Raw genomic sequence first — 14,125 nt, 5'->3', positions numbered from 1 at the left:
TTGAAAAAGTAGACACTGCTATCAGTTTTTATATTTTTGTGCCATATGTTCAATCATTTCTGTTATTTGCACACGAATCTTTGTTGGCTCCAGCACTTCCACATTGTCTCCAAAAGAGAGAATATAGCAGTACAGACTATAATCATTCGGAATTTCTATCTCTGCATACAAGTTTCCTTGCTCATCTTCTTTGACTGGACAATCCAGTTCATCATATACTCTGAAAGCAACTTTTTTATTAAATTTCAGCTTGACTCGTACGACCTCTTCTAATCGCGCTTCTTTTTCCAAGCTAACATTGTCAAAGTTATCTGCAAAATGTTGTGGTAAAAGCTTTAGCTGGCTTATGCGAGAAAGTTTAAAATAACGAAAATCATTTCGGACTAAGCAAAATGCATGAAGATACCAGGATTGTCCTTTAAAAAACAGGCGAACTGGTTTTACTTGACGCTGGGTGAATTCCTCTTTGTTGCTAACATAAGAAAAGGAAATCACTTGCTTACTGATGATTGCATTTTTCAAATTCTGAAATAGCTCTTCATATTTCTTGCTATTGGACCAGCTGGTAAAATCTACTTCTATCCAGTTTGGTTGGTTCAATTTAAATAAAGCCGATAGTTTGGTCAAAAGCTCGTTTTCATGCAGAAGACCCGTAACCCCTAATCCTTGTAAAGCAACCAACAGTTGCTCTTTTTCCGATTGATTAAGCAAAGAACTATTTAGGACAAAATCCTCCGTCAGTCGAATGCCTCCGTCTCTGCCTTATGTCGTGTAAATTGGAATACCTGCGCTGCTAAATCGGTCAACATCTCGATAAATCGTTCTAACAGATACTTCAAATTGTTCTGCCAGCTCCTTCGCTGTAACGTTATCCCTTTCTAAAAGAACATACACTATTCTAAATAATCTACTCTCTGTCATAGACCGTGCCTTTCCATGAACACCTTATCTCAATTTCTCTAAAATCTTTTGAAAAGTCTCTTGATTGCTCTGCCAGTATAATATATCAGGCACCTTTTTAACTTCTGTCCACATAAAATCAATGTGCTCATCAGAAATACGAATATCTTTTTGCTTTGTTTCCACAAGAAAAAGTGTTTTAAAAATGGTCAAGTCTTCATCAATAACAACTGTGTAATGACCGACTTGCAACAGTTTTGTTAGCTCGATTTCCAGTCCAGTTTCTTCAAAAATCTCACGAATACAAGCTATTTCAGAACTTTCACCATTTTCAATGCCACCAGTAATCGGTTGCCAGAAAGAAAGTTGTTCAGTTTTAACTTTTAAGAGCAAAATTTCCTTAGCAATCGGGTTATAAATCCAGGCTTCAATGGAATATTTCATCGCAGTAGTCCCTTAGATTTCACTTTTTCTCAATTGGTGCAACACTTGCCAACAGTTTCTTTAATCCAACCTCTGGGAAATTGATTTTCAATTCTTGGCTACTATCGCTGCCTGACACTTCCAATACCGTTCCGTCTCCCCATTTTTTATGGTGAGCAATATCACCGATAGCCCAATCAATAGTCGGCTGATTAGCAGCTACATTCTTACCAAATGGCAACTGGCTTGAGGAAATGCTGCTCGGTGCAGCTTGCCGCTTGCGTTCCTGCAATGCTTGAGCGAGACTCATTCCTTGACCAAACTGAACAGTTTTACCATTCACATAGGAAGCTTTAAAGGATGTATTAGCAGGTCGAGCCAAGCCTTGATAATCTAGCAAGCTTGAGCTAATTTCATTGAGAAAACGAGTTGGACGATTGTAATTGGTTTTTCCGTATAGCAGGCGCGAGTTTGCATTGGTTAGGAACAAGACTTTTTCAGCACGAGTAATTCCAACATAGGCTAATCGGCGCTCTTCCTCTAGCTCGTCTTCATCTTCAGCCGCACGACTAAGTGGAAAGACATTCTCTTCCATACCAATGATGAAAACCACTGGAAACTCTAATCCCTTGGCAGCATGTAGCGTCATAAGTGTCACTTCCGAGCTTTCCTGATCACCATCATCTGTATCTGCAATCAAAGCCAAATCATTGAGAAAACGGCTAAGTCTGTCTAAACCAGTCTCTTCAGTATCATTTTCTGAATCTTCGTCAAAATTCTTAGTAACAGAAAGAAATTCTTCGATATTTTCAATCCGAGCCTGACTTTCCAGTGTAGCTTGAGCTACTAATTGCTCGGTGTAACCAGTCCTTTCAAGCACCAGCTCTACCAATTCTGTCACGGTCAATTCGTCCAATTGCTCGCGCAGATTCAAAATGAGATTGGCAAAGTCAAAAACAGCCTGAGCAGCTTTCCCCTTAACAGGTGAGAGCATAATCTGCGAAGAAGCATCCAAAAGAGACATCTCTTGACCAGCTGCAAAATTACGAATTTTCTCCACTGTACCCGGTCCGACTCCCCGCTTAGGCTCATTGACCACGCGCTCAAAACTAATGTTGTCGCTAGTGTTAGCAATAAGATTGAGATAGCTGATGACATCCCGAATTTCCTTACGGCTATAAAACTTAGTCCCCCCCACCATAGTGTAAGGAATATTAGCTTTAAGGAGAGCTTCCTCAATATTCCGAGATTGGGCGTTGGTTCGGTAAAGAACAGCAAAATCCCGATAGACATAGTCAGATGTGCTAGATAGCTCATCAATGGTTTTAGCTACAAAGAGAGCTTCGTCTTGCTCATCATTAGCCCGATAGTAGACAATATCCTCACCATCAGCATTTTGTGTCCAAAGATTCTTTGGTCGACGGTTGCGGTTATTTTTGATCACATCATTAGCAGCTTGCAGAATGGTCTTGGTTGAGCGATAATTTTCTTCCAAAAGAACAACTTTAGCTTCAGGATAATCCTTTTCAAAGTCCAAGATATTCTGCATATCAGCACCTCGCCAGCCATAAATAGACTGGTCGGCATCTCCTACCACACAAATATTTTTAAAGCGTGAAGCCAACAGTTTAACCAGTTGGTACTGAGCGTGGTTCGTATCTTGATACTCGTCCACATGGATGTATTGATAGCGCTGCTGGTAATAAGTCAACACATCTGGATTTTTATCAAAAAGGCGCAAGGTCAGCATGATTAAGTCATCAAAATCCATCGCTTCTGACTGACGGAGTTCTTTTTGGTACATCTCATAGCACTTCGCCACAATCTCTGTGTACATATCTCCTGCTAAAGCTACATAGGCCGCTTCATCAATCAAATCATTTTTCGCATTGGAAATCGTGCCTAAAATAGCTCGTTCATTCCACTTTTTAGGATCTAAATTGAGCGTTTTAAGAATTCGTTTCATCAGAGTCCGTTGCTCACTAGGATCGATAATCGTAAAATTTCGGTTATAGCCGATATGGTCAGCTTCCCTACGCAAAATCCGCACGCACATCGAGTGAAAAGTCGCAATCAAGCAATCTTCTGTTGCTGGATTGAGAGTGTAAGCACGCTCCTTCATCTCACGAGCTGCTTTATTGGTAAAAGTAATCGCCAAGATATTCCAAGGATTGACTAACTTTTCATCAATCAAATAAGCAATACGGTGAGTTAAAACACGGGTTTTCCCAGACCCAGCTCCTGCCATAATCAGCAAAGGTCCTTCCGTTGTTTGAACCGCCTCCGCCTGACGATCATTCATACTAGTTAATAAAGGATTCATCTTTTTTCCTCTTTCAAAGTCAGTGACTCTATTATAACAAAAATCACTCATAAGCTAAACTAGAAAAGAAAATCTTTGTTTTATTTTCTTACTATATAAAAGTTTGAAAAATCACTTAAAAAGCGTTATAATAAACATTCTGAAAGGAAAATGCATGAATAATCCAGCAAAGAATCTTAAACTCGCAGAGCGTGGTGCTATTTTAGCCATTCTAGCCTATATCGTTTTATCCATTGCTAAAATCATTGCCGGTTCTGTCTTACAGTCCTCTAGTTTGACAGCCGACGGTTTTAACAATGTTTCAGATATTGTGGCTAATATTGCCGTCTTGATTGGACTTCGCATGGCACGCAAACCGGCTGACACGGATCACAAATTTGGTCACTGGAAAATCGAGGACTTAGCTAGCCTTATCACTTCTCTTATCATGTTTTTTGTCGGATTTGATGTTTTAATTGACACCGTTCAAAAAATCATCTCTAATCAAGAAACGACCATCGATCCCTTAGGAGCCATCATCGGGATTATTTCCGCCTTGGTCATGGCAGGAGTGTATTTTTACAATAAAGCCTTAGCAAAAAAAGCGCAGTCTAAAGCACTCGACGCTGCTGCCAAAGACAATTTATCTGACGCTATCACTTCGCTTGGTACAACCATTGCAATCATCGCAAGCGCCTTCAATTTCCCGATTGTAGATAAACTGGTTGCTATCATTATTACCTTTTTCATCCTTAAAACGGCTTACGAAATTTTCATGGAATCTTCTTTTAGTTTATCAGACGGTTTTGATGAAAATCTTTTAAAAGAATACAAAGAAGCCATTTTAGAAATTCCTAAAATTTCCCGTGTTAAATCTCAAAGAGGGCGGACTTACGGTAGCAACATCTATCTTGACCTCATTTTAGAAATGAATCCCGACTTGTCTGTCTATGAAAGCCACGAAATTGCCGATCAGGTTGAAAATATGCTCAAAGAGCGCTTTGGTGTCTTTGATATTGACATCCACATTGAGCCTGCTCCTATCCCCGAAGATGAAATATTGGACAATGTTTATCGAAAGCTCTTTATGAGAGAGCAATTGGTTGAGCAGGGAAGCCAATTAGAGGATTTACTAGCACCTGAATTTGTTTACATTTCTCAGGAGGGCTGCCAAATGAACAAAGAGGAATTTCAAATCGAAAAAGGAAAACAATCTCCTATCAAAAATTTTCAATTAACTTCTATCAGCCAAAAAACCAAATTAATTTGTTACGAAGAAGACGGGATTATTCATACCAGCCTTTGGCGTCGTCACGAAACGTGGCAAAATATTTTCCACCAAGAAACACGAAAAAACGAGATAAGAAAGTCGTAATTCCATAGAATCGACTTTCTTATCTCGCTCCCACAAGGCTAATAAGGAGTTTTGCTATAAAAAACAAGGCTGAGATAAAAATATTCTCAGCCTATATTTTTGGAGAATTTATCAGTAAAACAAACTAATTTGTCCCTCGTTTCTCAAAATCAATAAATCATCAAACCCCAAGCCCTCACTAAGATGATACTCCTAGCAAAAACTTTGGGTTTTGTCTTTACTTCTTCTGTGGGTGATTGGTGCAACAATCAGATGTTCTCTCATTGTTTGACTTCATCTGCCGCAATATCCTCACCAAACCACTTATCTGCTATTTTTTGAAATTGACCTGTTTGATATAATTTTTTAAATGCTTGATTTATGTTTTCAACGAGCTGCTTATCCGTTTTTCTAGCACCTACTGCAAAGGATTCGCTATCAAATCCAGCTGGGAAAACATAATAATCCTGCAAAATTCCTTCTTCTTTTAAATAATAATTAGCATAAACTCGGTCAATCAACAACCCATCAATCCGACTATTTTGCAAATCAATCAACGCCTCTGTAAAACTTTGATATTGAGCAGCTTTGTGATTTTTAACTAGATTCTTCAAAAGCTCTGGATGAGCTTCAAACTCATCGTAACCCGAAGAACCCGTCTGAGCACCAAGAATTTTATCCTTCATGTCAGCTGTTTTTGCAATGTTCGACGATTTTTTAGTAACCAGTACTTGTTCATTTTTCATATAAGGAATGGTGAACTGTACTTTCTTCCACCGCTCATCGGTTGCAGAATAACCGTTCCAGATGAGGTCAATCGTTCCATTTGTGAGCTCTGTTTCTTTCATATCCCAATCAATCGGCTGCCAATTCACTTTTACCCCATATTCTTTAAATACAGCATTTGCCAAATTAATATCAAAACCAACATATTGACCATTTTTTTGTTCAAATCCCATAGGAACAAATGTATTGTCAAAACCAATAGTAATGCTCTTTTTTTGTTGGTATTTTGACCAATTATCTACTTTAGGGTTGCTAACATTACTACAAGCTGTAAGGAGCAAAAAAGAAATCAAACTACAGATCGCAAGGACGTAACGTTTTATCTTCATATTCTCCTCCTATTTAAGCTGAACTTTAAGAATCGTATCTGCGATATTTTCCGCAAACTGCAAATCATGGGTCACTACAATTTGCGTCATTCCTAGCTCACGATTCTGAAGAATCAACTTTTCAACTTCAAGACGCAATTCTGGATCCAATGCGGAAGTTGGCTCATCATAACCGATAATTTCTGGGTCAATCATCATCGCACGAGCTAATGCTACACGCTGTTTTTGACCACCTGATAAAGAATAAGGATAAGCATTTACATGTTCTGCTAACCCCAATCGGGTCAATAAGCTAATTGCTTTCTTTTCTGCATCCTCTTTTGTAAAATTTTTTGTTTTAATGGGTGATAAAGTTAAATTCTCAAGAACCGTTAAATGTGGAAATAGCTGAAAATCTTGAAACACAAATCCCAATAAATTACGTTTTTCAAGTTCATCCAAGGGAAGCTCTTCGCCATTGTAAATAATGTCACCCGAATCAATTGTTTCCAAGCCAGCTAACATCCGCAATAATGTCGTTTTCCCGCCGCCAGACGGTCCTACAATGGCAAGAATTTGCTTTTCTGGCACTTTTAAATTCAAGTCGGAAATAATTTGCTTTTCGCCAAACCGTTTGCTAATATTCTTCAATTCTAACATAAGCGCCTCCTACTTATAGTAACTATATCTCTTTTCAACTTGCTTCGATATAATCGTCACAAGACCAATCAAGATAAGGTAAATAGCCCCCGCTATAAACATCGGTGCTAAACTCGCATCACGATTGGCTGCAGTCCGACTAGCCAAGATTAAGTCGGAAACACCAAGCGCATAAACAAGAGACGTGTCTTTTACCAACGTCATCACTTCATTAAAGACACTCGGAAGCACCACTTTGACAACTTGCGGTAAAATAATAAACCGTATCGTTTGAAATGGTGTAAACTTCAAAACCTTAGCCGCCTCATATTGTCCTGCTGGAATAGATAAAATCCCACCACGGAAAATTTCGGCGAAATAAGCAGCATAATTTAGCGTGAATGCTATGATAGCTGCTGGAAGCCGATCCAAACGCACACCAATGTTTGGCAAAACATAATAAATAAAAATTAGTTGTAACAAAAGAGGTGTACCGCGCATAATCCAAATATAAATATTTATAAGCCAATGAAGCAGCTTAAAGTGAATTTGCATTAAAAAGGAAATCACAATTCCAAGTGGTATGGATAAAACTAAGACTAAAACAAATACTTGTAAAGTCACCAATGCGCCATTCAATAAGCTTGGCAAAACTTCAAAAATATAGTTCATGCGTACACCTCCTAAATAAATATTTATCATTATATCAAAAATTTTTATATATTCAACATCTTTTTGAAAATATATTCATGAATTTTTACTAAATATCGCAAAAACTTCATTTTCCAAAGAATAAAAAAAACAAAATAGTTGAACTACTTTGTTTTAATAAATCCCAATTGATTAAGCGGGAGTACTCTAAATGAGATAACTCCTTTAATTTGTTTCTCTGTAATCAAGCCAAACATCCGACTATCTTCCATATCTTGCCGATTATCATTCAGAATCAGATATGACTGCGCTGGAATTTTATTTGCATTCGATTTAGTTAATGTCTGAATGGTGAAATCATGAGTAAAATAACCCGTACTAGTAGCTTTTGCTAAGTACCCTTCCTTAGCCTTCGTTAAATAATCTTCTGACTTGATTTTATTATTTAAGTAAAGAACATCATCCATATAAACAACGGAGTCATTTCCTAGACCAATGACACGTCCGACATACTCTTTTCCCTTCACCTCGTACAAGACAAAATCATCTCTTTTGATTGCTTCATTTTTATTGGCAATAACAACATCTTTATCTTGCAAAAAATGATTCGCATCTTTTGCAGTAATCCTGTATGGTGTAAAAATAAAAATTCGCAAATAAGCAATGATTATCACAACAATAGATAAAAAAATAACATTCCTAATTAAATCTCTTTTAACCATAGTCTCTCCTCTTCTTCTACTCATTATATCATGTTTTCAGAAAATAAACAAAGGTAGGAAAGTCAACTCTTATCTCTGCCTCCATTTACAACTAAAAAGCCTATCAATCAGATAATCATTGGATTGATAGGCTAGTTTTCTGAATGAAATAGATTAACGGACTGTACGGATACGCATTGTGTTTGTTCCACCAGTTCCGACCGGAACACCAGCTACAATCACAATATTGTCGCCAGATTCCACAAGACCACTTTCAAGAGCAACTTTTTCAGCAACTTCAAACATATCATCAGTAGATGCAGGTTTTTCAGTTACTACTGGAATAACACCCCAGTTCAACATCAATGAACGTTGTGTCAATTCATCAAATGTAATTGCCAAGATGTCAGCATCTGGACGATATTTAGAAATCAAACGAGCTGTATTTCCTGATTCAGTCATTGTTACGACCAATTTGATGTCCATTGAGTTTGTAGCATCTTTAACAGCTGATGCCACAACTTCTGTTTTAGAACTACGTGCGTAATCAACTGATGACAAGCGTCCATACTCATTCAATAGAGTTTGAGCGTTTTTATCAATTGTAGCCATTGTTGTTACAGATTCAAGTGGGTATTTACCATTTGCAGATTCGCCTGAAAGCATTGTTGCATCTGTTCCGTCAATAACAGCGTTAAATACGTCTGATACTTCTGAACGAGTCGCACGTGGTTTTTCAGTCATTGTTTCAAGCATGTTTGTTGCTGTAATCGCAATTTTACCTGCAGCATTGACTTTTGTGATAATCATTTTTTGGTAAACTGGAACCATTTCAAATGGTACTTCGATACCCATGTCACCACGAGCAATCATGATACCGTCCGCTACTTCAAGGATTTCATCCAAGTTTTCGATACCTTGTTGGTTTTCGATTTTAGCGAACAATTTCACATGTCCATTACCAGTTTCTTCACAGATTGCACGAACTTCATTAACATCTTTTGCAGTACGTACGAATGAAATAGCGATAAAGTTGATTCCTTGTTCCAAACCGAAACGAATATCATCATTGTCGCGTTCAGCAAGCGCTGGGAAAGGAATTTTTGTATTTGGAATATTAACACCTTTTTGTTTAGCGATAATACCGTCGTTTTCAACTTCTACTTCAAATTCACGTGTAGCAGGATCTTTTGCAATAACGCGAAGACCAAGTTTACCGTCATCAACAAGAACTTGTTTTCCAACTTCAACATCGTCATAGATATCAAGTGCACCAGCAACATTCAATGCGATAACTTCACGAGTTGATTTGATACCTTGTTTAGTTGCAACACGGATTTTTTCACCTGTTTTGTAAGAATATTCTTTAGCATCGCCTTCAAATAATTCTGTACGGATTTCAGGACCTTTAGTGTCAAGAAGGTAACCAACTTTTTGACCAGCAATTTCTTCAGCACGATGAACAGTAGCCATACGGTCACCTTGCTCTGCGTGGTCACCATGTGAGAAGTTGAAACGGAAAGTGTTAGCTCCAGCTTCGATCAATTTAGCGATATTTTGCGCTGATGCTTCAACGTCAAGCTTTTCGCCCCAATATCCGTCTTCACCGAATCTTTTACCACCACGGATTTCTACCGCAGGGCCTAAAGTTGCAACGATTTTTACACGTTTATTCATGATATATGAAAACTCCTTTTTATTTAATGGTCTTTATGACCAGGATAACAAATTAAAATTACATTGAAATGCTACGGTTTAATTTAGCGAGATCAAGGTCAGCTTTATGTGGATTATTAACAATAATCTTACCGTCTTCTGTTAAACTAAACAAAGCACCTTCTTCTGCTGTACCGAGGATTGGATTTTCAACCATTTGTTCGTTGCGAATACCAACTGCAACACCACCAATACCTTTTTTAAGAAGGCTAACAGCATGCGCCCCCATACGAGAAGCAAGAACACGGTCACGAGCAGTTGGTGAGCCACCACGTTGGATATGTCCAAGTTCGGTCACACGAAGGTCACTCAAATCACCAGCTTCTTTCAATTTCTTGCCAAACTCATTCGCTGACATGACACCTTCTGCAAGAACGATAATGTTATGCTTCTTACCTTCTTCATAGCCACGTTTAATGCTAGCGACGATATCCTCAATCTTAAAGTCTTCTTCGGGAACGATGATTTCATCGGCTCCTGTAGCAATACCAGCCCAGAGAGCGATGTCTCCAGCATTGCGTCCCATGACTTCAACAACAAAAGTACGACGGTGACTAGATGATGTGTCACGAATCTTATCAATGGCGTTCATTGCAGTTGTTACAGCCGTATCAAAGCCAATCGTGAAGTCTGTGCCAACAATATCATTGTCAATCGTACCAGGAAGTCCAACAGCTGGGAAACCATGTTCTGTCAAACGCATAGCACCATGGTAAGAACCGTCACCACCGATAACTACGACTCCTTCGATGCCATGTTTTTTAAGTTGCTCAATTCCTTTTAATTGTCCTTCTAATTGGGCAAATTCTGGATAACGAGCTGAGTGAAGGAAAGTACCACCACGTGAAATAATATCTCCAACTGATGCGGCATCAAGCGGATAAATTTCACCAGCAACCATGCCGGCATAACCGTCATAGATACCGTAAACTTCCATTCCTTCTGAAATTGCTTTACGAACAACTGCACGGATAGCAGCATTCATACCAGGGGCGTCTCCACCACTAGTTAAAACAGCAATACGTTTCATTCATTTGTGCTCCTTTTTCTTTTTACATTCACCCTTGATTATACCACAATCAAAATCAAAATTCTTCTTTTTTCCTAATTTTTTATTGATAAATCGTTTTCATGGTTATTTTTTTCAATTCTTCTTGTAATTTATCTGATTTTTGAACACGATATTGAGGAATTGCTACTGTCTTTCTTTCATTTTCATAACGGATAACGACTGGAATATCTCCTCGAAATTGCCGTAAAATAGCGGATATTTCTGCATCACTTTCATGATCTTCTACTTGTATCCAAAAACGTTCGGTGATAGCTTCCTGCAAATGATTTAAAATCATCTGCAAACGATTCTCTCGTTTCTGAATCCGACCAGTCAGATAATAGAAACCTTTTTCATGCAAACCATTGCCGAACTGTTTAAAGGTATCTGGAAACACTGTCACTTCCATTTTTCTTTTAGCATCACTTACTTGCAAGAAGGCCATATTTTCCCCCGTTTTGGTACGGATGACACGAATGGACAAAATCTCTCCTAAAATCGTTGCATGATTGTTTTCAACTAGCTCTTGAATAGGGGTAAAGGATTGAGTAGCAGTTTTTGCAAGCTTTACCAAAGGATGCTCGCTCAAACCGACACCGATGATTTCTTTTTCTGACTCGAATTTCTCTGCTTCTGTATAATCCTCTGCTTCTGTCCAGCTGTAATTTGTATCTGCAAAAAGACTGCCCAGCTCATCCGCAAAGACAAATAAGTTCGGAAGATTTTGTAGAATTTTTTGGCGATTCTTTTCAAATACATCAAACAAACCGACTTGTACCAAAGGGGTTATCAACTGAATCTTATGATATTGCGTTGGCAACTTCATAATAAAATCTTCCACATTTGTAAATGGGCGGTTTTCAATAATCCAATAAGCAAAATCTCGTGGCAAACCTTTGATATTTTTCAGTCCTAAATAAATCTGCTTATCTTGAAACTTATCTCTATAAGGAATGTTATTGATATTTAAAGAAGCAACTTGGAAGTCGAATTCTAGCGCATCTGTGATGTAATCACTGCTTGAATAATTCAGCATAATATCAAAGAAAATATCAGGATAATGCACCTTGAAATAAGCCAACTGAAAAGCAAGTGCAGAATAGGCATAGGCGTGGCTGCGGTTGAAGCCATAACCTGCAAACTTTTCCATAACTGCAAATACTTCTTTTGCTTTAGTTTCAGAATGCCCAAGTTCGAAAGCTCCTGTGACAAACTCTGCTTCCATTTTGTGCATTTCGGCAACATTTTTCTTACCCATGGCACGACGTAGAATGTCAGCTTTTCCGAGTGAAAATCCTCCAAACCGCTGCGCCACTTGCATTACTTGCTCTTGGTAAAGCATAATACCGTAAGTTGGCGCCAAGATGTCTTCCAAACTTGGATCCAGCATTTCCACCTTTTCTTGTCCATGCTTTCTTCTGACAAAATTATCTATATAGTCACTAGCTCCTGGACGATTGAGTGAAGTTGTTGCAACCACTTCTTCAAATTGAGCTGGCTGCACCCGTTTCAAAAGGTTAATGGCACCTGCTTGCTCAAATTGAAAAATCCCTTTGGTTCTGCCAGCAGCGAAAAGCTGCAAGGTTGCTGCATCTTCTAAGTTAATCTTTGCAATGTCAATAGCGACACCGTATTTCTCCAAAGCTGCTTCTTTCATTCGTTGAACAAAAGTCAGATTGCGCAAGCCAAGGAAATCCATCTTGAGCAGACCGTTACTCTCAACACCATGTGCATCGTATTGCGTGATATACATATCTTCCCCGTATTTAAGTGGAATGTGATCTGTCAAATCATTGTCACTCATCACCACACCCGCTGCATGGATAGAGGTTTGACGAGGGTTCCCTTCAATTTTTTTCGCAATTTCAAAAGCTTTTTGATATTCCAGCTTACTGTTAATAATCTGACGAAAAGACATATTTTTTTCATAAGCTGAAGTCAATGTGTCACGAAAACTGATTTTACGAGTAATGTTGGTCAATTCATATTCTGGCACCCCGTAGCGTTTAAAAACGTCACGAATTGCTTGCTTAGCACCAAAAGTAGAATAGGTCACGATTTGCGCTGTATGCATCGTCCCGTAACGATCGCGGACATAGCGGATAAATTCCGGGCGATAGACATCGGGAATATCAGTATCAATATCAGGCATAGTATAACGTTCCAGATTTAAAAAGCGCTCAAAAAGGAGGTTCTTTTCGACAGGATCAATCCCTGTAATCTCTAGCGCATAGGCAACCAGACTTCCAACTGCAGATCCACGCCCCATACCCATATAATAGCCCTGACTACGACCAAAACGCAATAAATCCCAGACAATCAAAAAGTAGTCGTCAAAACCCATTTGGTGGATGACAGACAGCTCTTGCTGCAATCGCTCTTTATAAACCAGACTATTTAGCCTTTTTTTCTCTAGCCCTGCTTCTGCTCGTTCTTGTAATTCTTCTGCTGCTGGCCGTTCTGGATTAAAACGTGGTAATTTCAACTCTGTATTGATTTCGTAATGAATGCCTGCAACTAGCCGCTTTAAATTATCCAGACTTTCTGGATAATTTTCTTGAAAGGATTGTGTGAATTGCTCAGGTGATAAGAGATACTCGTGATTTGGCAAATTTCCAACTTCCCGCAAGCTACTATTTTCACGAATGGCACATAGCATTTGCAAGGTTTCTAAATCGCCTGTATCAAAATAGCGAACTGTCTGCAAAGGTAAGGTTGCATGAGAAAATGCCTTCTTAGGAGTGTCAGGAAATACGCCAATATAAAACTCTCGTCCCAAGTCTAAGGCTTCAATGTCCTCAAACACAGGCACAATAATCGCTATCCCTTCCAATAAGTGCTGAAATTCTTCCCACTTGCTTTTTCCTATCATCTTTAAAGTAGAAAGTTTCATTAAATTGCGATAACCTTGACTGTCAAGAGCTAGAAAGCGAAGATTAAGAGGAAGTCCAACATAATCCAAGGTCATTTCTACGCCTAAAAGCGGCTGAATTCCTTGCTCGGTCGCCGTTTCCATGAAATGATAAGCCCCATAGAGATTATCAATATCCATTATCCCTAGAGTTTGATAGCCTAAATTTTTAGCTGTTTCTACATATTTTTTTATAGAAATCAAACTATCCATAAATGTATAAACAGTTTTGGTATCTAATTGAGCAACCACGGCATCCTCCTTTGATCCTTCTTTTTTCTATTATACTAAATTTATGGCTTGCTTGCTAAAGAAAAAATAATAGAAGTTTTTTCTAAAGGCTTGCTTTTTTTTAAAAAATATTGTATTATTTAATTGGTACA

Annotated in this window: 10 protein-coding genes and 1 pseudogene; 1 reads left to right on the top strand and 10 read right to left on the bottom strand. The window is 38.4% G+C overall.

Translation table 11 applies throughout. The features are described 5' to 3' along the window. Positions 1 to 21: 21 nt before the first annotated feature. The 3 genes and pseudogenes from HMPREF2574_RS00680 to pcrA form a co-directional block, all read right to left on the bottom strand. Positions 22 to 921, bottom strand: a pseudogene (locus HMPREF2574_RS00680) (helix-turn-helix transcriptional regulator). A gap of 24 nt (positions 922 to 945) precedes the next feature. Beyond that, complete coding sequence (locus tag HMPREF2574_RS00675; RefSeq protein ID WP_024052387.1) at positions 946 to 1,344, bottom strand: NUDIX hydrolase; 399 nt, start codon at positions 1,342 to 1,344, stop codon at positions 946 to 948. 19 nt (positions 1,345 to 1,363) lie between these two features. After that, on the bottom strand, positions 1,364 to 3,646 hold the full coding sequence (gene pcrA, locus HMPREF2574_RS00670) for a DNA helicase PcrA (RefSeq protein WP_070812047.1): 2,283 nt from the start codon (positions 3,644 to 3,646) through the stop codon (positions 1,364 to 1,366). Between the two features lie 154 nt (positions 3,647 to 3,800). On the opposite strand from pcrA, the gene HMPREF2574_RS00665 reads away from it, so the two are divergent. After that, on the top strand, positions 3,801 to 5,000 hold the full coding sequence (locus HMPREF2574_RS00665; protein ID WP_024052385.1) for a cation diffusion facilitator family transporter: 1,200 nt from the start codon (positions 3,801 to 3,803) through the stop codon (positions 4,998 to 5,000). Positions 5,001 to 5,260: 260 nt separating this feature from the next. Here HMPREF2574_RS00665 and HMPREF2574_RS00660 read toward each other — a convergent pair whose 3' ends face one another. The 7 genes from HMPREF2574_RS00660 to HMPREF2574_RS00630 form a co-directional block, all read right to left on the bottom strand. Continuing rightward, positions 5,261 to 6,094 carry an amino acid ABC transporter substrate-binding protein gene (locus HMPREF2574_RS00660; RefSeq protein WP_024052384.1) on the bottom strand — a complete coding sequence of 278 codons (834 nt, stop codon included), beginning with the start codon at positions 6,092 to 6,094 and terminating at the stop codon, positions 5,261 to 5,263. A 9-nt stretch (positions 6,095 to 6,103) separates the two neighbouring features. Next, positions 6,104 to 6,733, bottom strand: a complete 630-nt coding sequence (locus HMPREF2574_RS00655) for an amino acid ABC transporter ATP-binding protein (protein ID WP_024052383.1) — start codon at positions 6,731 to 6,733, stop codon at positions 6,104 to 6,106. Positions 6,734 to 6,742: 9 nt separating this feature from the next. Continuing rightward, complete coding sequence (locus tag HMPREF2574_RS00650) at positions 6,743 to 7,384, bottom strand: amino acid ABC transporter permease (RefSeq protein ID WP_042754066.1); 642 nt, start codon at positions 7,382 to 7,384, stop codon at positions 6,743 to 6,745. Between the two features lie 143 nt (positions 7,385 to 7,527). Then, a complete protein-coding gene (lepB, locus tag HMPREF2574_RS00645; protein ID WP_070812046.1) occupies positions 7,528 to 8,085 on the bottom strand; it encodes a signal peptidase I in 558 nt (185 codons plus the stop codon). Between the two features lie 153 nt (positions 8,086 to 8,238). Then, a complete protein-coding gene (gene pyk / locus HMPREF2574_RS00640; RefSeq protein ID WP_003024114.1) occupies positions 8,239 to 9,741 on the bottom strand; it encodes a pyruvate kinase in 1,503 nt (500 codons plus the stop codon). 58 nt (positions 9,742 to 9,799) lie between these two features. Continuing rightward, on the bottom strand, positions 9,800 to 10,810 hold the full coding sequence (gene pfkA, locus HMPREF2574_RS00635; protein ID WP_024052380.1) for a 6-phosphofructokinase: 1,011 nt from the start codon (positions 10,808 to 10,810) through the stop codon (positions 9,800 to 9,802). Between the two features lie 82 nt (positions 10,811 to 10,892). Further along, positions 10,893 to 13,994 (bottom strand): DNA polymerase III subunit alpha, encoded by a 3,102-nt coding sequence (locus tag HMPREF2574_RS00630; protein WP_070812045.1) that lies wholly within the window; start codon positions 13,992 to 13,994, stop codon positions 10,893 to 10,895. Between the last annotated feature and the right edge of the window lie 131 nt (positions 13,995 to 14,125).

The organism is Streptococcus sp. HMSC034E12 (assembly GCF_001835915.1).
Lineage (GTDB): Bacteria > Bacillota > Bacilli > Lactobacillales > Streptococcaceae > Streptococcus > Streptococcus vaginalis.
The sequence above is the reverse complement of the archived record's forward strand: the minus strand, read 5'-3'. Positions and strand labels throughout refer to the sequence as shown.

Excerpts from the sequence above, each read along its gene's own strand:
- pfkA (WP_024052380.1), bottom strand. The coding sequence starts at position 10,810 with ATGAAACGTATTGCTGTTTTAACTAGTGGTGGAGACGCCCCTGGTATG.
- pyk (WP_003024114.1), bottom strand. The coding sequence starts at position 9,741 with ATGAATAAACGTGTAAAAATCGTTGCAACTTTAGGCCCTGCGGTAGAA.
- HMPREF2574_RS00660 (WP_024052384.1), bottom strand. The coding sequence starts at position 6,094 with ATGAAGATAAAACGTTACGTCCTTGCGATCTGTAGTTTGATTTCTTTT.
- HMPREF2574_RS00650 (WP_042754066.1), bottom strand. The coding sequence starts at position 7,384 with ATGAACTATATTTTTGAAGTTTTGCCAAGCTTATTGAATGGCGCATTG.
- HMPREF2574_RS00665 (WP_024052385.1), top strand. The coding sequence starts at position 3,801 with ATGAATAATCCAGCAAAGAATCTTAAACTCGCAGAGCGTGGTGCTATT.
- HMPREF2574_RS00675 (WP_024052387.1), bottom strand. The coding sequence starts at position 1,344 with ATGAAATATTCCATTGAAGCCTGGATTTATAACCCGATTGCTAAGGAA.
- pcrA (WP_070812047.1), bottom strand. The coding sequence starts at position 3,646 with ATGAATCCTTTATTAACTAGTATGAATGATCGTCAGGCGGAGGCGGTT.
- lepB (WP_070812046.1), bottom strand. The coding sequence starts at position 8,085 with ATGGTTAAAAGAGATTTAATTAGGAATGTTATTTTTTTATCTATTGTT.
- HMPREF2574_RS00655 (WP_024052383.1), bottom strand. The coding sequence starts at position 6,733 with ATGTTAGAATTGAAGAATATTAGCAAACGGTTTGGCGAAAAGCAAATT.